This is a genomic window from Nonomuraea sp. NPDC047529, assembly GCF_040642995.1.
Taxonomy (GTDB): Bacteria; Actinomycetota; Actinomycetes; order Streptosporangiales; family Streptosporangiaceae; genus Nonomuraea.
Genome location: NZ_JBEYTJ010000008.1, coordinates 217,810 through 241,281, shown reverse-complemented (window position 1 = coordinate 241,281; position 23,472 = coordinate 217,810). Strand labels below are relative to the sequence as shown.

General features: G+C 71.9%; 27 protein-coding genes. 13 read left to right on the top strand and 14 right to left on the bottom strand.

All coding sequences use genetic code 11. The features are described 5' to 3' along the window. Positions 1–34: 34 nt before the first annotated feature. Entirely contained in the window at positions 35–358 is a 324-nt protein-coding gene (locus ABZ815_RS15705) for a helix-turn-helix domain-containing protein (protein ID WP_357698162.1), read from the bottom strand. 87 nt (positions 359–445) lie between these two features. Between ABZ815_RS15705 and ABZ815_RS15700 the strand changes: the two genes are divergently transcribed. Continuing rightward, positions 446–1,444 (top strand): zinc-dependent alcohol dehydrogenase family protein, encoded by a 999-nt coding sequence (locus ABZ815_RS15700; RefSeq protein WP_357698160.1) that lies wholly within the window; start codon positions 446–448, stop codon positions 1,442–1,444. 269 nt (positions 1,445–1,713) lie between these two features. Here ABZ815_RS15700 and glyA read toward each other — a convergent pair whose 3' ends face one another. The 4 genes from glyA to ABZ815_RS15680 form a co-directional block, all read right to left on the bottom strand. Then, entirely contained in the window at positions 1,714–2,967 is a 1,254-nt protein-coding gene (gene glyA / locus ABZ815_RS15695) for a serine hydroxymethyltransferase (protein ID WP_357698158.1), read from the bottom strand. 148 nt (positions 2,968–3,115) lie between these two features. Continuing rightward, positions 3,116–4,048 carry a YihY/virulence factor BrkB family protein gene (locus ABZ815_RS15690; protein ID WP_357698156.1) on the bottom strand — a complete coding sequence of 311 codons (933 nt, stop codon included), beginning with the start codon at positions 4,046–4,048 and terminating at the stop codon, positions 3,116–3,118. Between the two features lie 58 nt (positions 4,049–4,106). After that, positions 4,107–4,481 carry a YccF domain-containing protein gene (locus ABZ815_RS15685; RefSeq protein WP_357698154.1) on the bottom strand — a complete coding sequence of 125 codons (375 nt, stop codon included), beginning with the start codon at positions 4,479–4,481 and terminating at the stop codon, positions 4,107–4,109. 54 nt (positions 4,482–4,535) lie between these two features. Next, positions 4,536–5,300: a TIGR03084 family metal-binding protein gene (locus tag ABZ815_RS15680; RefSeq protein ID WP_357698302.1), complete on the bottom strand. Its 765-nt coding sequence runs from the start codon at positions 5,298–5,300 to the stop codon at positions 4,536–4,538. Between the two features lie 55 nt (positions 5,301–5,355). Between ABZ815_RS15680 and ABZ815_RS15675 the strand changes: the two genes are divergently transcribed. The 5 genes from ABZ815_RS15675 (at position 5,356) to ABZ815_RS15655 (ending at position 9,039) form a co-directional block, all read left to right on the top strand. Next, complete coding sequence (locus ABZ815_RS15675) at positions 5,356–5,481, top strand: hypothetical protein (protein WP_260478325.1); 126 nt, start codon at positions 5,356–5,358, stop codon at positions 5,479–5,481. Between the two features lie 68 nt (positions 5,482–5,549). Continuing rightward, the gene (locus ABZ815_RS15670; RefSeq protein WP_311132608.1) at positions 5,550–5,633 is read left to right on the top strand and encodes a putative leader peptide; all 84 of its coding nucleotides are present in this window, start codon (positions 5,550–5,552) and stop codon (positions 5,631–5,633) included. A gap of 103 nt (positions 5,634–5,736) precedes the next feature. Further along, positions 5,737–7,410, top strand: coding sequence for a nitrite/sulfite reductase (locus tag ABZ815_RS15665; RefSeq protein WP_357698152.1), 1,674 nt, complete (start codon positions 5,737–5,739; stop codon positions 7,408–7,410). 136 nt (positions 7,411–7,546) lie between these two features. After that, positions 7,547–8,275 (top strand): phosphoadenylyl-sulfate reductase, encoded by a 729-nt coding sequence (locus ABZ815_RS15660; protein ID WP_352328173.1) that lies wholly within the window; start codon positions 7,547–7,549, stop codon positions 8,273–8,275. A 23-nt stretch (positions 8,276–8,298) separates the two neighbouring features. Beyond that, entirely contained in the window at positions 8,299–9,039 is a 741-nt protein-coding gene (locus tag ABZ815_RS15655) for a sirohydrochlorin chelatase (RefSeq protein ID WP_357698150.1), read from the top strand. Between the two features lie 4 nt (positions 9,040–9,043). On the opposite strand, the gene ABZ815_RS15650 is transcribed toward ABZ815_RS15655, so the two are convergent. The 3 genes from ABZ815_RS15650 to ABZ815_RS15640 all read right to left on the bottom strand — a co-directional run bounded on the left by ABZ815_RS15650 (position 9,044) and on the right by ABZ815_RS15640 (position 11,051). Then, positions 9,044–9,727, bottom strand: a complete 684-nt coding sequence (locus tag ABZ815_RS15650; protein ID WP_357698148.1) for a hypothetical protein — start codon at positions 9,725–9,727, stop codon at positions 9,044–9,046. Positions 9,728–9,729: 2 nt separating this feature from the next. Further along, on the bottom strand, positions 9,730–10,227 hold the full coding sequence (locus ABZ815_RS15645; protein ID WP_357698146.1) for a SigE family RNA polymerase sigma factor: 498 nt from the start codon (positions 10,225–10,227) through the stop codon (positions 9,730–9,732). 71 nt (positions 10,228–10,298) lie between these two features. Next, positions 10,299–11,051, bottom strand: coding sequence for a DUF1707 domain-containing protein (locus ABZ815_RS15640; RefSeq protein WP_357698144.1), 753 nt, complete (start codon positions 11,049–11,051; stop codon positions 10,299–10,301). Between the two features lie 166 nt (positions 11,052–11,217). Here ABZ815_RS15640 and ABZ815_RS15635 point away from each other — a divergent pair, with 166 nt between their 5' ends. Then, the gene (locus ABZ815_RS15635) at positions 11,218–12,564 is read left to right on the top strand and encodes an ankyrin repeat domain-containing protein (protein ID WP_357698143.1); all 1,347 of its coding nucleotides are present in this window, start codon (positions 11,218–11,220) and stop codon (positions 12,562–12,564) included. 89 nt (positions 12,565–12,653) lie between these two features. On the opposite strand, the gene ABZ815_RS15630 is transcribed toward ABZ815_RS15635, so the two are convergent. The 3 genes from ABZ815_RS15630 to ABZ815_RS15620 all read right to left on the bottom strand — a co-directional run bounded on the left by ABZ815_RS15630 (position 12,654) and on the right by ABZ815_RS15620 (position 15,046). Beyond that, positions 12,654–13,424, bottom strand: coding sequence for a SigB/SigF/SigG family RNA polymerase sigma factor (locus tag ABZ815_RS15630; protein ID WP_357698141.1), 771 nt, complete (start codon positions 13,422–13,424; stop codon positions 12,654–12,656). Positions 13,425–13,598: 174 nt separating this feature from the next. Next, complete coding sequence (locus ABZ815_RS15625; RefSeq protein WP_357698139.1) at positions 13,599–14,489, bottom strand: maleylpyruvate isomerase family mycothiol-dependent enzyme; 891 nt, start codon at positions 14,487–14,489, stop codon at positions 13,599–13,601. Further along, complete coding sequence (locus ABZ815_RS15620; protein WP_357698137.1) at positions 14,489–15,046, bottom strand: sigma-70 family RNA polymerase sigma factor; 558 nt, start codon at positions 15,044–15,046, stop codon at positions 14,489–14,491. Before ABZ815_RS15620 ends, ABZ815_RS15625 begins: the two co-directional genes overlap by 1 nt. Before the next feature lie 151 nt (positions 15,047–15,197). Between ABZ815_RS15620 and ABZ815_RS15615 the strand changes: the two genes are divergently transcribed. Further along, positions 15,198–15,623 (top strand): OsmC family protein, encoded by a 426-nt coding sequence (locus ABZ815_RS15615; RefSeq protein ID WP_357698135.1) that lies wholly within the window; start codon positions 15,198–15,200, stop codon positions 15,621–15,623. A gap of 33 nt (positions 15,624–15,656) precedes the next feature. Continuing rightward, a complete protein-coding gene (gene glgX, locus ABZ815_RS15610) occupies positions 15,657–17,786 on the top strand; it encodes a glycogen debranching protein GlgX (protein WP_357698133.1) in 2,130 nt (709 codons plus the stop codon). Between the two features lie 12 nt (positions 17,787–17,798). Here the strand turns inward: glgX and ABZ815_RS15605 are convergent, their stop codons facing one another. Beyond that, positions 17,799–18,200, bottom strand: coding sequence for a hypothetical protein (locus tag ABZ815_RS15605; protein ID WP_357698131.1), 402 nt, complete (start codon positions 18,198–18,200; stop codon positions 17,799–17,801). 131 nt (positions 18,201–18,331) lie between these two features. Between ABZ815_RS15605 and ABZ815_RS15600 the strand changes: the two genes are divergently transcribed. From ABZ815_RS15600 to ABZ815_RS15590, 3 genes are read left to right on the top strand one after another with little or no spacing between them, the layout of a single operon-like run. Continuing rightward, the gene (locus ABZ815_RS15600) at positions 18,332–19,054 is read left to right on the top strand and encodes a pyrimidine reductase family protein (RefSeq protein WP_357698129.1); all 723 of its coding nucleotides are present in this window, start codon (positions 18,332–18,334) and stop codon (positions 19,052–19,054) included. Next, entirely contained in the window at positions 19,051–20,181 is a 1,131-nt protein-coding gene (locus tag ABZ815_RS15595; protein WP_357698127.1) for an ATP-dependent DNA ligase, read from the top strand. Before ABZ815_RS15600 ends, ABZ815_RS15595 begins: the two co-directional genes overlap by 4 nt. A 27-nt stretch (positions 20,182–20,208) precedes the next feature. Next, on the top strand, positions 20,209–20,547 hold the full coding sequence (locus ABZ815_RS15590; protein WP_357698125.1) for a hypothetical protein: 339 nt from the start codon (positions 20,209–20,211) through the stop codon (positions 20,545–20,547). Positions 20,548–20,590: 43 nt separating this feature from the next. On the opposite strand, the gene pgeF is transcribed toward ABZ815_RS15590, so the two are convergent. After that, on the bottom strand, positions 20,591–21,298 hold the full coding sequence (gene pgeF / locus ABZ815_RS15585) for a peptidoglycan editing factor PgeF (protein WP_357698123.1): 708 nt from the start codon (positions 21,296–21,298) through the stop codon (positions 20,591–20,593). A 72-nt stretch (positions 21,299–21,370) separates the two neighbouring features. After that, positions 21,371–21,961, bottom strand: a complete 591-nt coding sequence (locus tag ABZ815_RS15580; protein ID WP_357698121.1) for a GNAT family N-acetyltransferase — start codon at positions 21,959–21,961, stop codon at positions 21,371–21,373. A 69-nt stretch (positions 21,962–22,030) separates the two neighbouring features. Between ABZ815_RS15580 and ABZ815_RS15575 the strand changes: the two genes are divergently transcribed. After that, positions 22,031–23,464 (top strand): aldehyde dehydrogenase family protein, encoded by a 1,434-nt coding sequence (locus ABZ815_RS15575; protein ID WP_357698119.1) that lies wholly within the window; start codon positions 22,031–22,033, stop codon positions 23,462–23,464. Positions 23,465–23,472 lie beyond the last annotated feature (8 nt).

Here is a 23,472-nt window from a genome sequence, read left to right as displayed (position 1 = left end):
CTTCCGCCGGCGGGCGGGAGGGCCTTCGGCGCGTTCACGAGGACGCGCGGTCGGCGGTGACGACGGCGTCGAGCAGGCCGGGGAACGCCTGGTCGAACTCGGCCCTGCGCAGGGTGTTCATGCGCGAGGTGCCGACGTAGTGCTGGCGGATGAGGCCGGCCTCGCGCAGCACGCGGAAGTGGTGGGTGGCGGTGGACTTGCTCACGGAGATGTCGAACCCGCCGCAGCTGATGTCGGCGGGGGCGTCGCTGAGCTGGGTGACGATGCTGCGCCGGACCGGGTCGACGAGGGCTTCGAGCACCCGCTGGAGGGTGACTTCGCGCAGGTCGGGGTGGTCCGGGGTGCGGTCGGCGTCCATGGGGCCATAGTACGACAATCATCGAAGTTTGACGACGGTCGTACTTTGGCGGTTGAATGACGACCTCTGACGCGAAAGGACGAAGTGATGACCAGGACGGTGCTGTTCCACGAGCTCGGCGGGCCCGAGGTGCTGCGGCTGGAGGACGTGGCGGCCGGCGAGCCGGGGCCGGGCGAGGTGCGCATCCGGGTGGAGGCGATCGGGCTCAACCGGTCCGAGGCGCTGTTCCGCAGCGGGCACTACATCGAGCCCGTACGGCGTTTCCCCGCCCGGCTGGGCACCGAGGCCGCCGGAGTGGTCGAGGCGGTGGGCGCGGGCGTCACGGGGCTGGAGGTCGGCCGGCCGGTGAGCACGGTGCCGGCGTTCTCGCAGAACGACTACGGCGTGTACGCCGGGCGGGCCGTCGTGCCGGCGGCGGCGGTGCTGCCCCGTCCCGAGGGGGTGGGCCCGGTGGAGGGCGCGGCGGTGTGGATGCCGTACGTGACGGCCTATGGCGCGCTGGTGGAGGTGGGCGGGATGCGTCCCGGTGACACGGTCGTGCTGAACGCCGCCTCCAGCAGCGTCGGCCTGGCCGCCATCCGGGTCGCCGACCGGGTGGGCGCCACGCCGATCGCCCTCACCCGTACCGCCGCCAAGAAGGAGGCGCTGCTGAAGGAGGGCGCGGCCGAGGTGATCGTCACCGAGGAGGAGGACGTCACCGAACGGGTGCTGGCGGCGACGGGCGGGCGCGGGGCCGAGTTCGTGTTCGACGCCGTGGCCGGGCCGGGCGTGACGGACCTGGCCAGGGTGGTCGCCCCCGAGGGCCTGCTCCTGGTGTACGGCGCGCTGGGCGGCCGGCCGACGCCCTACCCGGCGATCGACCTGGGCATGCCGGCGCTGAACATGCGGACGTACACGATGCACGAGACGACGCGGGTGCCCGAACGGCTGCGGCGGGCGGCGGCGTTCGTGGCGTCGGGGCTGCGTTCCGGGGCCTTCCGGGCGGTGGTGGATCGCACGTTCGACCTGGAGGAGATCGTCGAGGCCCACCGGCACCTGGAGTCGAACGCGCAGTTCGGCAAGATCGTGGTGACGGTCCGGCAGTGACCGTTCCGCGGGACGGTTGAACCTCGGACGGGCCGGGCCGCGTACAGCCTGGAGTACACGCCGCTCCGTCCAGGGGCGGTCGCCCGATGCCGGTCAGAGGCGATTCGGTCCGCCCCCGCCGGCCGTGCCGGCCGGTCCACGCGGACCGGCCACCGCGACGGGGGAACTCCGGCCCCCGCTCGCGACCGGCGCCCCGCCGCACACCGGGAGCCCGTGCGGCGGGGCGTCCGGCCGTCCGCCGTCAGCGGCGGGACGGGCCGGGCGCCGGATCAGGACAGGCCGGGCGCGGGGAACTGGGCGGTCAGCTCGCTGACCTCGTGGTGGACGCGGGTGATGACGTCCTCGGCGTCGCCCTTGGCCAGGGCCGTGACGACCTCGTCCATCCAGGCGCCGATCTGCCGCATCTCGGCCTCGCCCATGCCGCGCGAGGTGACCGACGGGGTGCCGATGCGGATGCCCGACGGGTCGAACGGCTTGCGGGTGTCGAACGGCACCGCGTTGTAGTTGGTCTCCAGGCCGGCCCGGTCGAGCGCCTGGGCGGCGGGCTTGCCGCCGATGCCCTTGGGCGTCAGGTCGAGCAGGATCAGGTGGTTGTCGGTGCCGCCGGAGACCAGGTCGAAGCCCCGGCTGGACAGCTCGTCGGCCAGGGCCTTGGCGTTGGCGACGACCTGGTGGGCGTAGTCGCGGAAGGACGGCTGGGCGGCCTCGTGCAGCGCGACGGCGATGGCGGCGGTGGTGTGGTTGTGCGGGCCGCCCTGGAGGCCGGGGAAGACGGCCTTGTTGAGCGCGGTGGCGTGCTCGTCGCTGGTGGCCATGAGCATGGCGCCGCGCGGGCCGCGCAGCGTCTTGTGGGTGGTCGTGGAGATCACGTCGGCGTGCCCCACCGGGGACGGGTGGGCGCCGCCCGCGACCAGGCCGGCGATGTGCGCGATGTCGGCCGCGAGCACGGCGCCGACCTCGCGGGCGATGGAGGCGAAGCCCTCGAAGTCGATCGTGCGCGGGATCGCGGTGCCGCCGCAGAAGATCAGCTTCGGCCGGTGCTCCAGGGCCAGCTTGCGGACCTCGTCGAGGTCGACGCGGCCGGTGTCCCGGCGCACGCCGTAGCGGACCGGGTTGAACCACTTGCCGGTGGCCGAGACCGACCAGCCGTGGGTCAGGTGGCCGCCGAACGGCAGGCCCATGCCGAGCACGGTGTCGCCGGGCTGCAGGAAGGCCAGGTAGACGGCCAGGTTGGCGGGCGAGCCCGAGTACGGCTGGACGTTGGCGTGGTTGACGCCGAACACGCCCTTGGCCCGCTCGATCGCCAGCGTCTCGATCTGGTCGATGACCTGCTGGCCCTCGTAGTAGCGCTTGCCCGCGTAGCCCTCGGAGTACTTGTTGGTCAGCACCGTGCCGGTCGCTTCGAGCACGGCCTTGGACACGTAGTTCTCGGACGCGATCAGTTTGACGGTGTCGGCCTGGCGGCGCTCCTCCGCCTTGATGAGCTCGGCGAGCTGCGGGTCGGCGCTAGCAAGAGAACTCATGACTCCCCTGTCATCATTGACAATTGGCGAAGACCCAGGCGCTCGGCCTCCGCTCCCGGTTGATTCGCTCCCTGGTGGTCGATCCCACCGAATGCGCCAGTCGCGTCGCCCTAGACGATAGCGGATGCGCCGCAGGCCGCTCGTCCCGCTACTTGGTCCGGCTCACACCGGGCCAGAGCCGGTCGACCTCGGCGTTCAGGATGGCCCCGATGAGCACGGCCAGGGCGGTGATGTACAGCCACAGCAGCAGCGCGATCGGGGCGGCCAGGGAGCCGTAGACGGACACGGGCGAGAACCAGGCCGCCAGCACCGCCCGCAGCACGGCCGCGCACACGATCCACAGGAACAGGGCCAGGATCGCGCCGGGCAGCTCCCGGTACCACTTCGTCCGCACCGGCACGCTGACGTGGTAGAGCACGGTGAGGAACAGCACCGAGCCGATGATCACGACCGGCCAGTAGAGGACGTCGATGAGGATGCCGTACTCGCCGGGGAGGGCGTCCTTGAGCAGGGTGGGGCCGATGACGAGGATCGGCATGACGATGATGCCGATGATCAGGCCGACGACGTAGAGGCCGAACGACATGAGCCGGGTGCGGATGATGCCGCGCTCCTCCCCCAGCCCGTACGCGACCGAGATGAGGTCGACGTAGACATAGAGCGCCCGCGAGCCCGACCACAGCGACAGCAGGAAACCGAGGGAGATGATCGAGACCTTGTTGGCGTCGTCCCTGAGCACGTCGGTGATGAGCGGACTGATCACCTTCTTGACGGCCTCGTCGGTGAACAGCAGCCCGGCCTGATCGATCACCCAGGTCTTGACCTCGGTGACGACGCCGCCGCCGAGCCAGGTGCCGAGCTTGCCCAGCACGCCGATCAGGCCCAGCACGAACGGCGGCAGCGACAGCAGCGCGAAGAACGCGGCCTCGCCGGCCAGGCCGGTGACCCGGTAGTCGACACCGGCATTCGTGGCCGCGCGCACGATCGCCCACGACTTGGTGTCGAGCACCCAGTTCAGCCTGGCCCGGGCGTTCGAGGCGAGCCGCCTCCTGGACCGGGAAGGCGCATTGGTGGACGTCATGGCACCCAACGGTATTTCGCAGTGACTCTCCGGGACAGCTTACGTCCCGGCACCTGCCCTAGTCGTTGTCCACGATGCGCGCGCCCAGCGGAAGGAGGGAGACGGGGATGAGCTTGAGGTTCGCGATGCCGAGGGGGATGCCGATGATGGAGATGAACAGCGGGATCGAGGTGATCACGTGCCCGATCGCCAGCCAGATGCCCGCGACCACGCACCAGATGATGTTGCCGATGAGGGAGAAGACGCCGGCGTCCGGGTCGCGCACGACCGTCCGGCCGAACGGCCACAGAGCGTAGGCGGCGATCCTGAACGAGGCGATCCCGAACGGGATGGTGACGATGAGGACGCAGCAGATGATCCCGGCCACGGCGTAGCCGATCGCCAGCCAGATTCCGGCGAACACGAGCCAGATGACGTTCAGAATGGTCCGCATGCTCACAGGATGTCACCGGCCGTGCCGCCGACGTCATCCGGTACGACCCTGAACTTACCCTGACCGCGGCGGCCGTCCCTTCCCCGGCGGCCCGGCGAACGCCTGCGCGATCTCCATCCAGGCGCGGGCGGGCTCCCCTGTCGCCTCCAGGGCCGTGTCCGACAGGTGGACGCGCTGGGTGACGAGCAGGCAGAAGTCGAGCATCGGGCCGCGTACGACGGCGGAGGCGTCCGCGGGGCCGGCGGTCCACGGGTCGCCGCCGGGGGTCGTGAGCTCGACGCGTACGGGCTCGGCGGGCTCGGGCAGGCCGCGGGCGGCGAAGCTGTAGGGCAGGGCGCGGCAGCCGAGCAGGGCCACGTGCCGCAGCCGTTCGGTGGGCTCCCGGGTGACGCCGAGCGCGTCGGCCACGTCCTGGCCGTGGGCCCAGGTCTCCATCAGGCGCGCGGTGACGAAGGACGCGCCCGACATCGCCGGCCCGAACCAGGGCACCCGTACGCGGGCGCCGAGCGCGCCGAACGCCTCCAGCGAGCCGGCGCGGGCCGTGCGGAACCAGGCGTGCAGCTCTCCCGGCGGCATCGCGCGGCAGGCGGCGGCGAGGTCGTCCACCGAGCCGGCCCGTGCGGCCAGGGCCCGGAAGGCGGCCGGATCGGTGACCGACACCACGGCGGCGTCGTCGAACCAGGCCAGATGGCTCACCTGGTCGCGCACGGCCCATCCGTCGGCGGGCGTGGGCGTCTCCCAGTCGGCGGGTCGCAGGGGCGCCAGCAGCGCCTCCAGGGAATCGGTCTCGGCCCGGAGGTCGGCCAGCAGCCCGGCCATGAGGTCCACGCACGCCAGCCTAACCCGAACAACGTTCTAGGAGAATAATGCAGACGTGATCTGCGAGAGCTGCAAGGACAAGCGTCACGACGACTGCCGCGGCGGCTCCTGGTGCGACTGCCAGCACCAGAGCGAGGAGCGGCCGCAGGAGTCCGCGCTCGACTGGCCGCGCCAGGGTTAGGGGCCGGCGGAGTCCAGACTCTGGACCCCATCTTGGACATCCGGGATCTCCGGAGTATCTTCAGAGGTATGCCAGCGGACCCCATGCTCGTCGGTCGACGCCACGTCGACCTTCAGCGTGTCCGCAGTGCCATCTGTTGCGACGCCCGCTAACTCATCTTCTCCACCGCAGAGCGCGTCGCAACCACCTGAACCCCTGCACTCGACGACGAGGCAGGAGGAACGCTGCGCGCGCCCACAATTCGAAGGACGCGCAATGAGCACCCCTGCCAGCCGGCATCACAAGCGCCCGCGCGGCGAAGGCCAATGGGCCCTCGGTTACCGGGAGCCGCTGAACAAGAACGAAGAGAACAAGAAGAACGACGACGGCCTCAACGTCCGCCAGCGCATCATCGACGTCTACTCCAAGCGGGGCTTCGACTCGATCGACCCCGCCGACCTGCGCGGCCGCATGCGCTGGTACGGCCTCTACACCCAGCGCAAGCCCGGCATCGACGGCGGCAAGACCGCGATCCTGGAGCCGGAGGAGCTCGACGACCGCTACTTCATGCTCCGCGTGCGCATCGACGGCGGCCAGCTCGACCTGCGCCAGCTCCGCACGATCGCCGACATCGCCAACGAGTACGCCCGCGGCACGGCCGACCTGACCGACCGGCAGAACATCCAGCTCCACTGGATCGAGATCGAGTCGGTGCCCGACATCTGGGAGCGCCTGGAGGCCGTCGGCCTGTCCACCACCGAGGCGTGCGGCGACACCCCGCGCGTGATCCTGGGCTGCCCGCTGGCCGGGATCGACGCCGAGGAGGTGCTGGACGCCACCGACGACATCCACGCGATCAACCGGCAGTTCATCGGCAACCCCGAGTACTCCAACCTGCCACGCAAGTTCAAGAGCGCGCTGAGCGGCTGCCCGGCCCACTGCACGGTGCACGAGATCAACGACGTGGCCTTCGTCGGCGTCGTCAACGAGCACGGCGAGGCGGGCTACGACCTGTGGGTCGGCGGCGGCCTGTCCACCAACCCGATGCTGGCCAAGCGCCTCGGCGTGTTCGTCAGCCCTGACCGCGTCGACGACGTCTACGCGGGCGTGATCGGCATCTTCCGCGACTACGGCTACCGGCGGCTGCGCCACAGGGCCCGGCTGAAGTTCCTGGTCAACGACTGGGGCGTGGAGAAGTTCCGCGAGGTGCTGGAGACCGAGTACGTCAAGGAGAGCCTGCCCGACGGCCCGGCGCCGGCCCTGCCGCGCGGCAGCCGCCGCGACCACGTGGGCGTCTACCCGCAGAAGGACGGCAACTTCTACGTCGGCTTCGCGCCCAAGGTGGGCCGCCTCGACGGCGACAAGCTCCACACGATCGCCGACATCGCCGAGCGGCACGGCTCGGGCCGGGTGCGCACCACCGTCGAGCAGAAGATGGTCGTCCTCGACGTCGCGCCGGACCGGGTCGAGTCCCTCGTGGCCGAGCTGGAGGCCAACGACCTCCAGGTCAACCCCTCCACCTTCCGCCGCCAGACGATGGCCTGCACCGGCATCGAGTACTGCAAGCTCGCCATCGTCGAGACCAAGGCCACCGCCGCGCACCTGATCGACGAGCTGGAGCGGCGGCTGCCCGACTTCGAGCAGCCGCTCACCATCAACGTCAACGGCTGCCCCAACTCCTGCGCCCGCATCCAGGTCGCCGACATCGGCCTGAAGGGCCAGCTCGTCGTGGACGAGAACGGCGAGCAGGTCGAGGGCTACCAGATCCACCTGGGCGGCTCGCTCGGCGTCGAGTCGGGCTTCGGCCGCAAGGTGCGCGGCCTGAAGACCACCGCCAAGGCCCTGCCCGACTACGTCGAGCGCGTGGTGGGCAACTACGACGCCCAGAAGAAGGAGGGCGAGTCCTTCGCCAACTGGGTGCAGCGCGCGGACGAGGCGGACCTGAAATGACCACGCGAGCGGTTCCCTTCCACTGCCCGTACTGCGGCGACGAGGACCTGGAGCCCTACGAGGGGGACGGCGGCTGGTACTGCCGCGCCTGCGCCCGCGCCTTCAAGCTGAAGTTTCTCGGAATCGGAGTGAAGATATGACGCTGGTCGACATCGAAGTCGGTTTAAGAGATCAGCGCGGCACGCTCGACCTGCAGGACATCGTCGAGTCCGCCGCCACGTTCCTTGAGGGCGCCCCGGCCCGGGAGATCATCCGGTGGGCCGCGGCGACGTTCGGCGACCGGTTGTGCCTGACGTCCTCCATGAGCGACGCGTTGCTCATCGATCTGGTGAGCCGCGTCAAACCCGGCGTGGACGTGCTGTTCATCGACACCGGTTACCACTTCGCCGAGACCATCGGCACGCGTGACGCGGTGCGGCAGGTCTATGACGTCAACGTGATCGACATCAAGCCGTCCAGGACGGTCCAGGAGCAGGATCGCGACCTCGGGCCGCGCCTGTTCGGCCGCAACCCGGACCTGTGCTGCTACCTGCGCAAGGTGGAGCCCCTGAACCGGGCGCTGGAGCCGTACCTGGCGTGGATCTCCGGCATCCGCCGGGACGAGTCGTCCAGCCGTACGGACACCAGGGTCGTCGAGTGGGACGCCAAGCGCCAGATGGTGAAGGTCAACCCGATCGCCGCCTGGACGCAGGAGGACGTCGACAACTACATCGCCGACAACGGGGTGCTGATCAACCCGTTGCACTACGACAACTACCCCTCGATCGGCTGCGCGCCGTGCACGCGCCAGGTGGCCGAGGGCGAGGACCCGCGCAGCGGCCGCTGGGCGGGGCTGGGGAAGGTCGAATGCGGCATTCACCTGTGATCCCCGGAAGGGGCCGCGTCCCGTTGGCAGGCGGGCCGGCCCCCGGGCGCGTGCCACTGGTGGCGGTGGCGCACGGGTCGCGTGACCCGCGGGCCGCCGCCACCGTGGCCGCGCTGCTGGACCGCGTGCGCCTGGCGCGTCCCGACGTGCCGGTGCGGGTGGCCTACCTCGACCACTGCGCCCCCACGCTGGGGCAGGCGCTCGACGGGCTCGGCGCGGCCGTGGTGCTGCCGCTGCTGCTCACCGAGGCCTACCACAGCCGGGTCGACCTGCCCGCCGCGCTCAACGAGGCCCGCGCGCGCGACCCGCGCCTGCGGGTGCGCTACGGCACGACGCTCGGGCCGCACCCGCTGCTGCTGCCGGCGCTGGAGCGGCGGCTGTCGGAGGCGGGCGTCCCGGCCGGCGACCCCGACACGGCGGTGGTGCTGGTCTCGGCCGGTTCGAGCGACGCCAGGGCCAACGAGGTGGTCGCCGGCATGGCCCGCGCCTGGCGGCGCGCCGGCTGGTGGACGGTGACCGCGGCCTACGCCTCGGCCGCCGGGCCGACCCCGGAGGAGGCCGTCGCGCGGCTTCGGGCCGCGGGCGCGCCGCGCGTGGCCGTCGCCCCCTACCTGCTGGCTCCCGGCTTCTTCGCCGACCGCATCCGCCGGGTCACCGCCCCGGCCGTCTGCGCCGACGTGCTCGGCCCTGCGCCCGAGCTGGTGGACGTGCTGCTCGAACGGTACGAGGCGGCCCTGCTCGACCGCGTCCCGGTGGCCGGCTGAGCGCTCAGCACCGAGCCGTGATCTCGCCGCTCCTCGGATCGACCCGGATCACGTCGGCCCGGCACGAGCGGGTGCGGGCGTCCACCAGCGTCAGCCGCCACTCGGCGGCGTAGGACGCGGTCCTGGCCAGCAGCAGCTCGGCGCTCGCGGCGGTCATCGGGCCGGTGCCCACGTCGGCGGCGCGCACGACGGCGGCGCTCACCTCGTTCACGCCGTCGCGGGCCGTGGCGTCGCCGAACCAGCCGGGAGGCTGCCGGACCGTGGGCCCGCACGCGCCGGTGGCGGCCAGGTCGCCGTTGAGCCAGACCAGCCCGTAGCCGCCGGACGGGCAGGTGAGGGCGAAGGACAGCTTCTCGGCCTTCGCCCTGAAGGTGAACGTCTCCCGCCTGCCTCCCTGGGAGTAGCCGTGGAAGAGCGGCAGGCCAGGCTGGGCGCGGCCGGGCGACGGCTCAGCCAGGGCGCCGACCCACACGTCCCCGGAGGCGGCCTGGGGAACGGGCCGGGCGTCCACGGTGAGCACCGTGACGGCCGTGACCGCCAGGGCCGCCGCCGCCACCGAGCCCGCCGCCCGGCCCCGGCGCCACCGCAGGCGGCGGACGCGGGCGTCCACGTCGGCCAGCCGGATCCCGCCCGGGGGCGCTCCGGCGCTGTCGTGGTCGAGCAGGTCGCGCAGTCGCTGTTCTGTCATCGTCAGCTCCCGGTCTCCGCCGCGGCCCTGGCCGCGGGGTCCAGCCGCAGCTTGGCCAGCGCGCGGCTGGCCTGACTGCGTACGGTGGCCACCGAACAACCCACGATCCCGGCTATCGCCTCGTCGGGCAGGTCCTCGAAGTACCGCAGCACGACCACGGCCCGCTGCTTGGGCGGCAGCGCGGCCAGGGCGGCCCTGAGCGCGTCACGGGTGCCGATCCCGGCCGTCTCGTCCCGCTGCGGCTGGTCCGGGAGCTCGCCCGTGGCCACCTCGCCCCGCCAGCGCCGCCGCCACCAGGAGGCGTGCGTGTTGGCCAGGATGCGGTAGACGTAGGCGTCGGGGTTCGCGCCGACGCGCCGCCAGGCCAGCCACGCCTTGGCCAGCGCGGTCTGCGTCAGGTCCTCCGCCATGGGCCAGTCGCGGCACAGCAGGTACGCCGTCCTGAGCAGGCGGGCCGAGCGCTGCTCGACGTAGCGCTCGAAGTCGGCACGATCCCGCATCGAGAGATCCTCACTGTCCGGTGATGTTCACCGATCAGTACGCCGAGGACCCCCGCGTACGTTGCACGGCCTCAGTAGCCCCGGTAGTCGCGGCGGCGTTCGCGGCGTTCGTGCTCCAGGGCGCGGTGCTCGTCGCGGATCTGCCGGCCGACCTCGCGGGCGTCGTCGCGCATCCGGCGGCCGATCTCGCGCCAGTCGTCGCCGTGCAGCGCCCGCCAGTGCTCCCGCCAGGCGGCCAGACCGCGCTTGAGCGGCTGGGCGCGGGAGTCGCCGAGCACCTTGACGTCGCCCATCACGGCGTAGGCGCGCACCCGGATCACCGGCACGTTCATCCCGGGGGCCGCCTCCAGCACGTCGACCCTCTTGTCGCCCATCACGGCGACGCCGTCGAGGTCCACGTTCACGCCGTCCGGCACGATGATCTTGACGTCGCCCATCACGGACACCGCCGTGACGTCGACCACGTCCGTGCGCACCTCGGCCTCGCGCAGGTCGAGCAGCACGTCGCCCATGACGGCGACCGCGCCCAGCTCCTGGTCGATGCGCCAGGTGCCGCGCCGCTTGGTGTCGCCCATGATGCCGACGAACCAGCGCCGCTTGCCACCCTGACGGGCCGGGGCGGGCGCGGGCACGGGGCCGGCGCCCATGGGGAGGTCCTGGGTGAGCAGCGCGAGCTCGGCGTGCGTGGTCGCGGTGTAGGCGGCCTCGGTACGGTCGGTCAGCTCGGCGAGCGTGAGCCGGCCCTCGACCGAGGCGACACGGAGCTGCTCCACGACGGCCTCGCGTTCGGCGTCCGACGCGCGCACCTCACCCGGATCTGTCATAGACGCAACATATCGCGTCTTGGACCGATCTGGACTCCTCCCTTGGGAGGAACATCCGTACACCCTTGGATGGGCACGCTCCCCGGCGCCGCCCCCTCGCCGCCGCCGCGCGCGCCCGTCAGCGCGCTCCGGCGACCCCGGGCGGCGAAGACGCTAGGGTCCTGTCATGCATGAGGAACAGCTCTACCGCGCGGCGTTGAACGGCGAGACCGAGACCGTGGGCAAGCTGCTCACCGGGGGCGCCGACCCCAACAAGGCCAGCGAGGGCGAGGAGGCCGGGCTGCCGCTCTGCGCGGCCGCTGCCTGGGACCGCGTCGAGGTCGTCGAGGCGCTGCTCGCTGCCGGGGCCGCGGTCGACGGCCGCGAGGCCGGCGGCTGGACCGCCTTGCTGTGGGCCGCCGCCAACGGCCACGCCGCCACCGCCCGCGTGCTGATCGAGGCCGGGGCCGAGCTCGACGCCGCCAACGACGACGGCGACACGCCGCTGACGCTGGCGGCCAGGCGCGGGGCGCTGGGCGTGGTGCAGACGCTGCTGGAGGCGGGCGCCGACCACGAGAAGTTCGACGGCGACGGCGACAGCCCGCTCGACATCGCGGCCGACTGGGTGGGCGTGCACCTGGAGTCCGCGCTGCTCGACCAGATCGCCCAGGAGGGCTGGGAGTACGTCGTCGGCCGCCAGTACGCCAAGGACGGCACCGAGCTGGTCACCGTGGCCGGCCGCTCCCCCGACGGCTCGGAGACCGAGCAGGTGCAGGCCCAGCGCGGCCACGCCGCCATCGCGACCGTCCTGGAGGACGCGGCGGGCGTCTACACGCCGGCCGACCAGCTCGTCGCCAGGGCCGTCGCCCACCGCGACGTCGACGAGGACGCCGAGACCTGGTGGATCGTGGCCGACTCGCTGGGCCGGCGGGCCGACGACGAGACGTACGAGGCCCTGGCCCGGCTGTGCGTGAGCGAGGACGCGCGGGAGCGGGAGTTCGGGGTCGACGCGATCGCCCAGTTCGGCTTCGCCGACGGCGAGAAGCCCTATCTCGACCGCACTCTCGCGCTGCTGCAGAAGATGGTGACCACCGAGGGCAACCCGCAGGTGCTGCGCTCGGTGCTGGCCGCGCTCGGGCACCAGGGCGACCCGCGCGCGCTGCCCGCCGTGCTCGACATCATCGGCCGGCCGGGCCACAAACGCACGATGACGGACGCCATCGCGCTGGCCGACGTCCTGCCCGCCGACCACGAGGAGGGCCTGGCCCTGCTCATCGAGATGTCCCGGGACGAGGAGGCCGAGATCCGCGACTGGGCCACGGCCGGGCTGGCCGGGCTGTCGGCGGACACGCCCCGCATCCGGGAGGCGCTGGCCGACCGGCTGGGCGACGCCGACCTGCGCACGGTGGCCGAGGCGGCGCGGGGGCTCGCGACGCGCGGCGACGAGCGGGCCGAGCAGGGCGTCCGGCGGGTGCTGGAGGAGAGCGACGACGACTACGCCAGAGACCTCGTCACGGGGATCGGCGAGGAGTGACCCCGGCGCCCCGCCCCCGGCGCCCCCGGCGTGCGGGGCCGCCGGGGGCGCGGGTTCTCGGCCGGGCCGCGGACCGCCTGCCCGCCCGGTCAGTCCGACAGGGCGGTGCGGAGCCGGGTGAGCACGGCGCGCAGGATGCGGGAGACGTGCATCTGCGAGATGCCGAACTCGGCGGCGATCTCCGACTGGGTCATGTTGCCGTAGAAGCGCATCAGCAGGATGTTGCGCTCGCGCGACGGCAGGGCGTCGATGAGCGGCTTGACGGCGTACTTGCCGAGCAGCGTGTCCAGCGAGTCGTCCTGGGAGGGCAGGAAGTCGCCGAGGTCGGCGCCGTCGTTGTCGCCGCCGACGGGGGCGTCCAGCGACAGGGCGCTGTAGGCGGTCGAGGCGTCCATGGTGAGCAGGACGTCCTCCTCCGTGATGTTCATGTGCGCGGCGAGCTCGGAGACGGTGGGCGAGTGGCCGAGCCTCTGGGTGAGGTCGGCTGTGGCCTTGTTGAGCTCCAGCCTGCGCTCCTGGTAGACGCGCGGCACCTTGACGGCCCACGTGCGGTCGCGGAAGTGCCGCTTGACCTCGCCGACCATCGTGATCATGGCGTAGCCGCGGAACTCGTGGCCGAGCTCGGGGTCGAAGCCGTTGATGGCCTTCATCAGGCCGACGTACGCGGCCTGGCGCAGGTCCTCCATCGGCTCGCGCTGGTGGCGGTAGCGACGGGTGACCTCGGTGACGAGGGAGTCGTACATGGTGACGACGCGCTCGCGGATGCGGGCCTTGTGCTCGTCCGAGGCTTCCGGCCTGTTCATCTCAGCCAGAAGCTGTTCGGCGGTCATTTCGTCGAGTGCGATTTCCAGGACGGCCATCTGAGTAGCTCCATATGCCCGATGGCGGCTCTGCCCATGGAAAAAGCCCAGGCAGAGGCACGCCACGTTTGAACGTGAGATGAAGCCCTCTGCTGGACTTCGGATCAAAGGATTCCCTATGGATCCCGATTTATCACCTTATATTAGGTAACAAATCGATCACAGCCTACCCGCTCACGGCCCCGACAGCGCGGGAGCCGTGGTCAGGACGTCGCGGGCCAGCGCGAGGTCGCCCGTCAGCTCGGCCGGGAAGGTGTCCGGCTCTCCCCTGCCGCCCAGCAGGAAGCAGAAGGCGACCACGTCGGCCGTCACGTGGGCGTCCGGCGTGCCCGGCGCGGTGTCGGAGACGCCGAGCGGGATCCGCCACTCGCCGCCGCCGGCGCCGGTCAGCGTGAGCAGGAGGGTGCGGCCGGAGCCGTCCAGGCCGGACAGCAGCATCGTCCAGGGCAGCAGGCGGGCGCACAGGTCGGCCGTCGGGCGGATGTGCTCGGGCACGGGGTCGGGCAGGCGGATCCCGGCCGTCGTGGCGGCGTCGGCGGTGTGCACCCACGTCTCCAGGCTCCTGGCCAGCACGTGGTCACGCACGGCCGCCTCCATGCCGTCCACCGTGGCCGGCCGGGCCGGGTCGAGTCCGTCCAGGTGGCGGCAGAGGGCGTCGGCCTGGGCCCGCCAGTCGCGCCTGGTCTGCTCGGGGCTGCGGACCCGCTCGTACGCCTGCACGTCGGCCGTGCGGCCGGCCGCGTCGGAGGCGGCCGGCGGAGGGCCGAGCACGGGCGCGCCGACGGAGGCGGCCAGCAGGCCGTCCTTGGCGGCCAGGTGGGCCACGAGCTCCTGCAACGTCCAGCCCTCGACGATGACGCGCGACCAGTCGTCGTCCACGGCCGAGGCCAGCAGCGCGTCCATGGCGGCGACGCGGCCCGCGTACGGCCGCGCCCAGCCGGCGGTCGGCGCCGCGGGGCGGCGGCGGGCCCTGGCGCCGGCCAGGAGCTGCGGGCGCAGGGAGCCGACCGGCACCGCCGGGTCCTCCATCAACGCGTCCAGAAAGAGGCGCTCGACAGGATCCATCAGCCTTCTTCCTCCGCCAGCGCGTCCGCCAGGCGCCGCAGCGCCAGCCGGATGCGCGACTTGGCCGTGCCCTCGGGCACGCCCAGCTCCTCACCCACCTGCCGATAGGTACGGCCGCCGTAGTAGGCCAGTTCGACCGGCCGGCGCAGCCCCTCGGGCAACGACGTCACGGCCTGCCGAACGCGCTCGGCCTCCTCGGCCGCCAGCACGGTGTCCTCCGGCCGCACGGGCTCGCGCTCGAACAGCTTCGGCCCGAGGACGGAGACCCGGCGGCGTTCCTCGGCCCGTACGTGGTCGACCCCGCGGCGGTGGGCGATCGTGGCGAGCCAGGCGCGCAGCGTGCCGCGCTCCGGGTCGTAGGCCAGCGGGCGCTCCCAGAACACCAGGAACACCTCCTGCGTGATGTCCTCGGCGATCACACGGTCCCTGGTGACCCGTAAGGAGAGCCCGAAGATCAGCGCGGACAGCCGATCGTAGACCTCCCCGAGCGCCGACTCGTCGCCGCCGACCACCCGCTGGTGCAGCAGGCGGTCGTCGTACGGTGCCTCCACTGGCACCACACTCCCGTGGTCCGGACCAAGACGGCGGGTGCGCCGCGACCCGAGCATGCCATTGTTCGCCGGAAATGTTGAGGCGGACGACCCCCCGCGGCGGCTCCTGAGGCCCACGATAGTGTCGAGAGGACGACGACAGGAGGGATCACCCGCCATGGCCACCACCCGCACCGCCACCACGCAGTGGAAGGGCGCCCTGCTCGACGGCTCGGGCACCGTCTCGCTCGACTCCTCGGGCGTGGGCACGTTCGACGTCTCCTGGCCCTCCAGGGCCGAGGCGGCGGGCGGCAAGACCTCGCCGGAGGAGCTCATCGCCGCCGCCCACTCCTCCTGCTTCGCCATGGCCCTGTCGCACGGCCTGGCCGGCGCGGGCACGCCGCCGGAGTCGCTGCGCACGAGCGCGGACGTGACATTCCAGCCGGGTGAGGGCATCACAGGCATCGTGCTCACCGTGCAGGGACAGGTTCCGGGCATCACGGCCGAGCAGTTCCAGGAGGCCGCCGCGACCGCCAAGGCGAACTGCCCGGTCAGCAAGGCGTTGGCGGGCACCACGATCACACTGAACGCCGAACTCCTCTAACGGGAGCGCTTTGGCGTGCGACAATCGGGTCACATGCGCGAGGTCTGGCCGGGCGAGCCCTATCCACTCGGCGGCACCTGGGACGGCGTCGGCACCAGCTTTGCCGTGTTCTCCGAGGTCGCCGAGCGGGTCGAGCTGTGCCTTTTTCACGATGACGACAGCGAGGAGCGGGTCCCGCTCCCGGAGGTCGACGGCTTCGTCTGGCACGGCTACCTGCCGGGGATCCAGCCGGGCCAGCGGTACGGTTACCGCGTCCACGGGCCGTACGAGCCGTCGCAGGGGCGTCGTTGCGACCCGTCCAAGCTGCTGCTCGACCCCTACGCCAAGGCCATCGACGGCGACCTGACCTGGAACGAGGCGCTGTTCCCCTACTACTTCACCGATCCGTCGGTGCGCAACAGGGAGGACAGCGCCCCGTACATGCCCAAGAACGTGGTGGTCAACCCGTTCTTCGAGTGGGGCAACGACCGGCCGCCGCGCATCCCGTACCACGAGACGGTGATCTACGAGGCGCACGTGCGGGGGCTGACCATGCGCCACCCGGGCGTGCCGCAGGAGCTGCGCGGCACGTACGCGGGGGTGGGGCATCCGGCGATCATCGAGCACCTGCTGTCCATCGGCGTGACGGCGGTCGAGCTCATGCCGGTGCACCACTACGTGCCCGAGCACTTCCTGGTGGCCCGGGGGCTGACCAACTACTGGGGCTACAACACGATGGCCTACCTGGCGCCCCACGGCCGCTACTCCGGCTCGGGCACGCGGGGCCAGCAGGTGCTGGAGTTCAAGGCCATGGTGCGGGCGCTGCACGAGGCGGGCATCGAGGTCATCCTCGACGTGGTCTACAACCACACGGCCGAGGGCGACCACATGGGCCCCACACTGGGCTTCCGGGGCATCGACAACGTCAACTACTACCGCCTGCACGACGGCGACCGGCGCTACTACCTCGACTACACCGGCTGCGGCAACTCGCTCAACGTGCGCTCGCCGCACGCGCTGCAGCTCATCATGGACTCGCTGCGCTACTGGGTGCTGGAGATGCACGTCGACGGCTTCCGCTTCGACCTGGCCTCGGCCCTGGCCAGGGAGCTGCACGACGTCGACCGGCTGAGCGCGTTCTTCGACCTCATCCAGCAGGACCCGGTGATCTCGCAGGTGAAGCTGATCGCCGAGCCCTGGGACGTGGGGCCGGGCGGCTACCAGGTCGGCAACTTCCCGCCGCTCTGGACGGAGTGGAACGGCAAATACCGCGACATCGTGCGCGATTTCTGGAGGGGCACGAACTCCGCCCTGCCGGAGTTCGCCTCCCGCCTGACCGGCTCGGCCGACCTCTACGAGTCCTCCGGCCGCCGCCCGGTGGCCTCGATCAACTTCGTCACCTGCCACGACGGCTTCACCCTGGCCGACCTGGTCTCGTACGACCACAAGCACAACGAGGCCAACGCCGAGGAGAACCGCGACGGCACCAACGACAACCGCTCCTGGAACTGCGGCGCCGAGGGCCCGGTGGAGGACCCGGACATCGTCGCGCTGCGCCGCCGCCAGCGCCGCAACTTCCTGACCACGCTGTTCCTGTCGCAGGGCGTGCCCATGCTCTCCCACGGCGACGAGATCGGCCGCACGCAGCGGGGCAACAACAACGCCTACTGCCAGGACAACGAGCTGGCCTGGATCGACTGGTCGATGCTGCACGCCGAGTCCGACCTGCTGGCGTTCGTCCGCACGCTGTCGAAGCTGCGCCGCGAGCACCCGGTCTTCCAGCGCCGCCGCTTCTTCCACGGCCGCCACCCCGACAACGGCAAACGCGACCTGGTCTGGCTGACCCCGGGCGGCAAGGAGATGACGGCCGGCGACTGGCACACCGGCTACGCCAAGTCGCTGATGGTCTACCTCAACGGCGAGGCCATCACCGAGCCGGGCCCCCGTGGCGAGCGGATCGTCGACGACTCCTTCCTCCTGCTCATCAACGCCCACCACGAGAACCTGTCGTTCACGCTGCCGGGGCCGGAGTTCGGGGCCGAGTGGCTGCCGGTGCTCGACACCGGCCACGACGTGGTGGAGGAGGCGTCCGGCGACGAGCGGTGGCGGGCGGGCGACCTGGTGGCGGTCACCGGCCGGTCGTTCCAGGTGTTGCGGCTGCCCAGGGAGCCCCGGACGCCGTAGCCGGCCGGGCCGCTAGAAGAGGCGGGCGATGCCGGCCGTGACGAGGAGCAGGGCGAACGTGGTCACCCCGGCCACGCCGTGCAGGACCACCGCGAGCACCGGGAAGCCGGCGGCCCGGCGCTGGTGACGTCCGCCGCCGAGCCAGCGGGTGAACATCGCGAAGCCGAGCAGCGCCGCCACGGTGAGCCCGCAGAAGGCGATCCAGGCCAGCGGCACGCTGCCGGTCAGCACGTACGCGATCCAGCAGGCCAGCGACGACACCGCGAGCGCCGGATGGGACAGCAGCAGCGTCACGGGGAAGCGGGTGACCTTGGCCTCCTGCCCGCGCAGGCCGCCGGCCGAGAGCCAGCGGTAGAGCAGGTACACCCCGATCAGTGCGGCGATCGCCCATGCGGCGGCGGTGACCAGGCCCACGTTCCCTCCCGGCAAGTCCCTTCCGTCACCGTATGCAGGCAAGGGGCCTTTCGTCCTTCGATTACCCAAAAGTGCGGTCGGTGGCAAAACCCCCGGGACGGATTGTCAGTGGGGTGTGCCAAGGTAGAGGAGTGCGGCGCATCTATCCCGACATTCAAGACAACCCGGACATCGAGCAGGCGTACGCCTACCCCGAGGGGCGGCCCTGGCTGCGGCTCAACATGGTGTCCAGCGCCGACGGCGCGGCCTGGCTGAAGGGGCGCTCGGGCGGGCTGTCGAGCAGGGGCGACAAGCGCATCTTCGGCGTCCTGCGCGGGATGTCCGACGTGATCGTCGCGGGGGCGGCGACCGTCCGCACCGAGGGCTACGGCCCGGTCAAGCCGCGCGCCTCCTGGTCGTCGATGCGGGCCGGGCGTCCGGAGGTGCCGCCGATCGCGGTGATCACCCGCAGCCTCGACCTCGACCTCGACGGCGAGCTGTTCACCGACGCGACCAGCCCGACGATCGTGATCACCTGCGAGGCCGCGCCCGCCGAGCGGCGCAAACTGGCCGCCCAGCGGTCCGACCTGATCATCGCCGGCGACGACGGCGTCGACATGCGGCTGGCCGTGCGCGAGCTGCACGAGCGCGGCCTGACCCGCGTCCTGTGCGAGGGCGGCCCGCGCATCAACGCGCAGCTCTCGGCCGACGACCTCATCGACGAGTTGTGCCTGTCGGTGAGTCCCATGCTGGTCGCGGGCGGCGCGGCCCGCATACTGAACGGCGTGGCCGCGCAGGTCCCGCTTGACCTCCGCCAGGTCCTGGAAGAGGAGGGGGTCCTCTTCTGCAGATACACGAGGGAGCAGAGCCCATGACCGAGCAGCCCGTCGAAGAGCCGGTGCCCAACCTGCCGGTCCGGCCGCCCGTGCCGCCGATGCTGGCCAAGCCGGTCAAGGCCATGCCCAAACAGGACGGCACGCTGTTCTACGAGCCCAAGTGGGACGGCTTCCGCTGCATCGTGTTCCGCGACGGCGACGAGGTCTACCTCGGCAGCCGCAACGAGCGCCCGTTCACCCGCTACTTCCCCGAACTGGTCGAGGCGGTCAAGACCGAGCTGCCCGACAAGGTGGTCGTCGACGGCGAGATCGTGCTGCCCCGGGGGGCGCAGCTCGACTTCGACGCCCTCCAGCAGCGCATCCATCCGGCCGCCTCGCGGGTGAAGCTGCTCTCGGAGCAGACGCCGGCCCAGTTCGTCGCCTTCGACCTGCTGGCGGTGGGCGACGAGTCGCTGATGGAGGAGCCGTTCTCCGAGCGTCGGCGGCGGCTTGAGGAGCTGTTTCCGCACAAGGGCGGGTCCGTCCGGCTGACACCGGTCACCACCGCCGACGAGCAGGCGCGCGAATGGTTCGAGACGTTCGAGGGGGCGGGGCTCGACGGCATCATCGTCAAGCCGGGCGACCAGCCCTACGTGCCCGACAAGCGCACGATGTTCAAGGTCAAGCACGAGCGCACGGCCGACGTGGTGATCTGCGGCTACCGCGAGCACAAGAGCGGGCCCATCGTCGGCTCACTCCTGCTCGGCCTCTACGGCGACGACGGCCGGCTCCACCACGTGGGCGTGGCGGCGTCGTTCCCCATGGCGCGCCGGGCCGAGCTGGTGGAGGAGCTCAGGCCGTACCTGGCGGAGCTGAGCGAGCACCCGTGGGGCCACTGGGCCGAGCAGTCCGCCGCCAACGCCGGGCAGCCGGCGGCGGGGCCCGCCACCGGCGGGCAGCGGGTGCCGGGCGCGGTGTCGCGGTGGAACGCCAAGAAGGACCTGTCGTTCATCCCGCTCAGGCCCGAGCTGGTGATCGAGGTGGCCTACGACCAGATGGAGGGCGACCGGTTCCGGCACACGGCGCACTTCCGGCGCTGGCGGCCCGACCGTACCCCGCAGTCGTGCACGTACGAACAGTTGGAACGGCCGGTCAGTTACGATCTCGACGACATCCTCGCCCGTTAGGGGGCAAAGCCGTCTAGTCTCTCCCGTATGACCACCGGTGATGAGCTCAAGGCGGCCGTGTCCGCGCGGCGCGACCTCGGCCCCGACTTCGAGGACGCGCTGGTGGAGTCGTTCCTCGACAAGGTGGGCCAGGAGGTCGATCGGCGCGTCGACCAGCGTCTGGCCGGCGCGGCTCCGCGCGCCAAGGCGCCCGCCAGGGGGTCGGACGGGCAGCGGCTGGCACTGGCGATCGTCTCGCTCTCCCTGGGCACGCTGTCCACGATCGCGCTCGCGTTCGCGGGGGGCGGGCGGGCGTTGATGATGATCCCGATCTGGGTGGGGATCATCATCGTCAACGTGGTCTTCAACAGCTCCCGCGAGAAGTAGGCCCCCGGCCCGGGCGCCGCCGCCGTCCGGCGAGGCCCCGGGGTCAGGTCAGCCAGATGAGGCCGGCGAATCGGCCGCCGGGCTGTTCGCGGCGGTGGGAGTAGAGCTCGGCGGACTCGATGGTGCAGCGGGCGTCGTGCCGCACGTCGGGCACGCCCGCCGCCCTGAGCTGGGACTCTATCCCGGCCCGCAGGTCGAGCGCCGGGGTCTCCCACGACGTCGTCGACCAGGTCGCCGGCACCTTCGAGGCGACCCGGTCGCGCAGCTCCGCAGGCACCTCGTAGCAGCGGCCGCACGCGCCCGGGCCGATCAGCGCGACCATCCTGCCGGGGCGGGCGCCCTTGGCGGCCATGGCCTCGACGAGGGCGGTGGCCACGCCCGCCTCGGTGCCCGGACGGCCGGAGTGCGCGGCGCCCACCATGCGCGCCTCGGGGTCGGCCACCAGCACGGCGGGGCAGTCGGCGCCCAGTGAGGCCAGCGCCAGGCGCGGCTCGGTGGTGAACACGCCGTCGAGCGGCGGCGGGTCGTCGCCGAAAGGCTCGCTCACGTACGCGACCTCGGCGCCGTGGACCTGGCGCATGTACACGACGGCGCGCACGCCCAGCTCGGCCGCCAGGGTCTCGCGGTTGGCCCGTACGGCCGCCGGGTCGTCGCCGACCATGCCGCCGAGGTTGCGCGAGCCGTACGGCGGGGCGCTGACCCCTCCGTGGCGGTCGGTGACGACGGCGTGCACTCCGGGGGCCAGCAGCATGCCCCCGATCCTAACCGCGACTCCCGGGCGAACAGGAGCCGGACCGCCAGGGACGGGCCAGGGGGTCGTGGATCAGGGGGTTGCGGGGTTGGGGGAGGAGCCGGGGCCGCCCGGAGAGGAGCCGTGGAGGATGACGCCGGGCCGGCGGCCGAGTTCCAGATACATGCTCACCTCGTCGAAGCGCCACTCCCCCACCTCGACGACGTTCGGCAGCCGCCCCCACTCACGGAACCCGAGGCTCCCGTACAGGGCGATCGCGCCGTGGTTGTTGCCGCGCACGCGCAGTGTGAGCGTCTCGATGCCGGCGGCGCGGGCGTCGTCCGCGAGGCCGGACACGACCAGCCGGCCGAGACCGAGCCCGCGCGCCTCCGGGTGAGCCATGACCTTGCCGATCTCGCCGGAGTGCCGGAAGACGGCCTCCTGGCCGCGGCGCCAGACCCCCATGGCCTGGACCGTGCCGTCGACCGTGGCGAGGGCGAGGCGGCCCTCGCCGTTCGCCGCCGACGCGAGCGCGGCCCGCACCCAGGGGTCGGTCTCGTCCCGGGTGGGCGGCGCCAGGTAGCCGACGGCGCCACCCAGCTCGACGACGGCGTGCAGCACGCGGTGGACGGCGGCGAGCACGGGTTCGTCGGCGGTTTCCGGCCAGGTCAGGTCAATCTTCACGGAAGACCATTATGCCCCGATCCATCCAGGACTGGCCCATCGCTGGCAAGCAAGCATATGCTTGGGCACGTGCCTGAGTATCGCAATCTCATCGGCGGCGAGCTGGTCCCCGCGGACCGGACGATGGACACCGTCAACCCCGCCACCGGCGAGGCGTGGGCGAGCATCCCGGCCAGTGGCGCACGGGAGGCCGAGGCCGCCGTGGCGGCGGCGCGGGCGGCCTTCCCCGCCTGGTCGGCCATGCCCGCGCTGGGCCGGGCGCACTTCCTGCGCAAGGTGTCGGAGCTGTTCGGCCGGCACGCCGAGGAACTGGCCCGGCTGGAGACCCGCGACAACGGCCGTATCCTGCGCGACACGCTCAAGAAGGACCTGCCGGGCATGGCGTACCTGTGGCAGCTCGCCGCCGGGCAGTGCCTGGACGCGGTCAAGGGCGACACCGTCCTGCTCGGCCCCGACACGCTGGGGCTGACGCGGCGCGAGCCGTACGGGGTGGCGGTCTGCATCATCCCCTGGAACTCCCCCATTTCCACCTTCTCCGCCAAGGCCGCCTACGCCCTGGCCGCCGGGAACACGGTGATCGTCAAGCCCGCCGAGCAGGCGAGCGCGTCGGTGCTGCGGCTGGGCGAGCTGCTGGCCGAGGTGTTCCCGCCCGGCGTGCTGAACATCGTCAGCGGGCTCGGCGAGGAGGTCGGCGACGCGCTCGTCCGGCACCGGGACGTCGCCAAGGTCAGCCTCACCGGCTCCACGGCCACCGGCCAGGCCATCACCCGGGCCTCGGCGGACGCGCTGAAGCCGCTGACGTTCGAACTGGGCGGCAAGTCGCCCAACATCGTCTTCCCGGACGCCGACCTGGACGCCGCCGCGCAGGGCGTCACGGTGAACTCGATCTACACCGGCAACGCCGGGCAGGTGTGCGTGGCCGGCTCGCGCATCCTCGTCCACCGGTCGATCTGGGACGACCTGCTCGGGCGGATCAGGCACATCTGCGCCGGGCTGGTCCTGGACGACCCCCTCGACCTGGCCACGTCCATGGGCCCGATCGTGTCGGCCGGGCAGTTCGAGCGGGTGCGGTCGTACCTGGAGACGGCCGAGAAGGAGGGGGCCGAGCTGGTCTTCGGCGGACGGTCGGGGGCCGAGGTGGTGCCCGGCCTGCCGGGCGGCTACTGGGTGGCGCCCACGCTCTACACGACCGAGGACAACGGCCTGCGCATCTGCCAGGAGGAGATCTTCGGGCCGGTGGCGGTGGCCATCCCGTTCGACGGCGACGAGCAGGCGCTGGAGATCGCCAACGACTCGCCGTACGGGCTGGCGGCCGGGGTGTGGACGCGGGACCTCGGGCGGGCGCACCGGTTCGTCCGGGATCTGCAGAGCGGGACCGTGTGGGTGAACACCTACCGCCAGATGCCTCCGGGCCTGCCGTTCGGCGGCGTGAAGGACAGCGGGTACGGCCACGACTCGGTCCTGGAGTACACCCGCGAAAAGGCGGCCATCATCCAGATTTAGTTAGATAG

Coding starts and splice junctions, on each gene's coding strand:
- ABZ815_RS15705 (WP_357698162.1), bottom strand. CDS start 358: ATGGACGCCGACCGCACCCCGGACCACCCCGACCTGCGCGAAGTCACC.
- ABZ815_RS15700 (WP_357698160.1), top strand. CDS start 446: ATGACCAGGACGGTGCTGTTCCACGAGCTCGGCGGGCCCGAGGTGCTG.
- glyA (WP_357698158.1), bottom strand. CDS start 2,967: ATGAGTTCTCTTGCTAGCGCCGACCCGCAGCTCGCCGAGCTCATCAAG.
- ABZ815_RS15690 (WP_357698156.1), bottom strand. CDS start 4,048: ATGACGTCCACCAATGCGCCTTCCCGGTCCAGGAGGCGGCTCGCCTCG.
- ABZ815_RS15685 (WP_357698154.1), bottom strand. CDS start 4,481: ATGCGGACCATTCTGAACGTCATCTGGCTCGTGTTCGCCGGAATCTGG.
- ABZ815_RS15680 (WP_357698302.1), bottom strand. CDS start 5,300: ATGGCCGGGCTGCTGGCCGACCTCCGGGCCGAGACCGATTCCCTGGAG.
- ABZ815_RS15670 (WP_311132608.1), top strand. CDS start 5,550: ATGCCAGCGGACCCCATGCTCGTCGGTCGACGCCACGTCGACCTTCAG.
- ABZ815_RS15665 (WP_357698152.1), top strand. CDS start 5,737: ATGAGCACCCCTGCCAGCCGGCATCACAAGCGCCCGCGCGGCGAAGGC.
- ABZ815_RS15660 (WP_352328173.1), top strand. CDS start 7,547: ATGACGCTGGTCGACATCGAAGTCGGTTTAAGAGATCAGCGCGGCACG.
- ABZ815_RS15650 (WP_357698148.1), bottom strand. CDS start 9,727: ATGACAGAACAGCGACTGCGCGACCTGCTCGACCACGACAGCGCCGGA.
- ABZ815_RS15645 (WP_357698146.1), bottom strand. CDS start 10,227: ATGCGGGATCGTGCCGACTTCGAGCGCTACGTCGAGCAGCGCTCGGCC.
- ABZ815_RS15640 (WP_357698144.1), bottom strand. CDS start 11,051: ATGACAGATCCGGGTGAGGTGCGCGCGTCGGACGCCGAACGCGAGGCC.
- ABZ815_RS15635 (WP_357698143.1), top strand. CDS start 11,218: ATGCATGAGGAACAGCTCTACCGCGCGGCGTTGAACGGCGAGACCGAG.
- ABZ815_RS15630 (WP_357698141.1), bottom strand. CDS start 13,424: ATGGCCGTCCTGGAAATCGCACTCGACGAAATGACCGCCGAACAGCTT.
- ABZ815_RS15625 (WP_357698139.1), bottom strand. CDS start 14,489: ATGGATCCTGTCGAGCGCCTCTTTCTGGACGCGTTGATGGAGGACCCG.
- ABZ815_RS15615 (WP_357698135.1), top strand. CDS start 15,198: ATGGCCACCACCCGCACCGCCACCACGCAGTGGAAGGGCGCCCTGCTC.
- glgX (WP_357698133.1), top strand. CDS start 15,657: ATGCGCGAGGTCTGGCCGGGCGAGCCCTATCCACTCGGCGGCACCTGG.
- ABZ815_RS15595 (WP_357698127.1), top strand. CDS start 19,051: ATGACCGAGCAGCCCGTCGAAGAGCCGGTGCCCAACCTGCCGGTCCGG.
- ABZ815_RS15590 (WP_357698125.1), top strand. CDS start 20,209: ATGACCACCGGTGATGAGCTCAAGGCGGCCGTGTCCGCGCGGCGCGAC.
- pgeF (WP_357698123.1), bottom strand. CDS start 21,298: ATGCTGCTGGCCCCCGGAGTGCACGCCGTCGTCACCGACCGCCACGGA.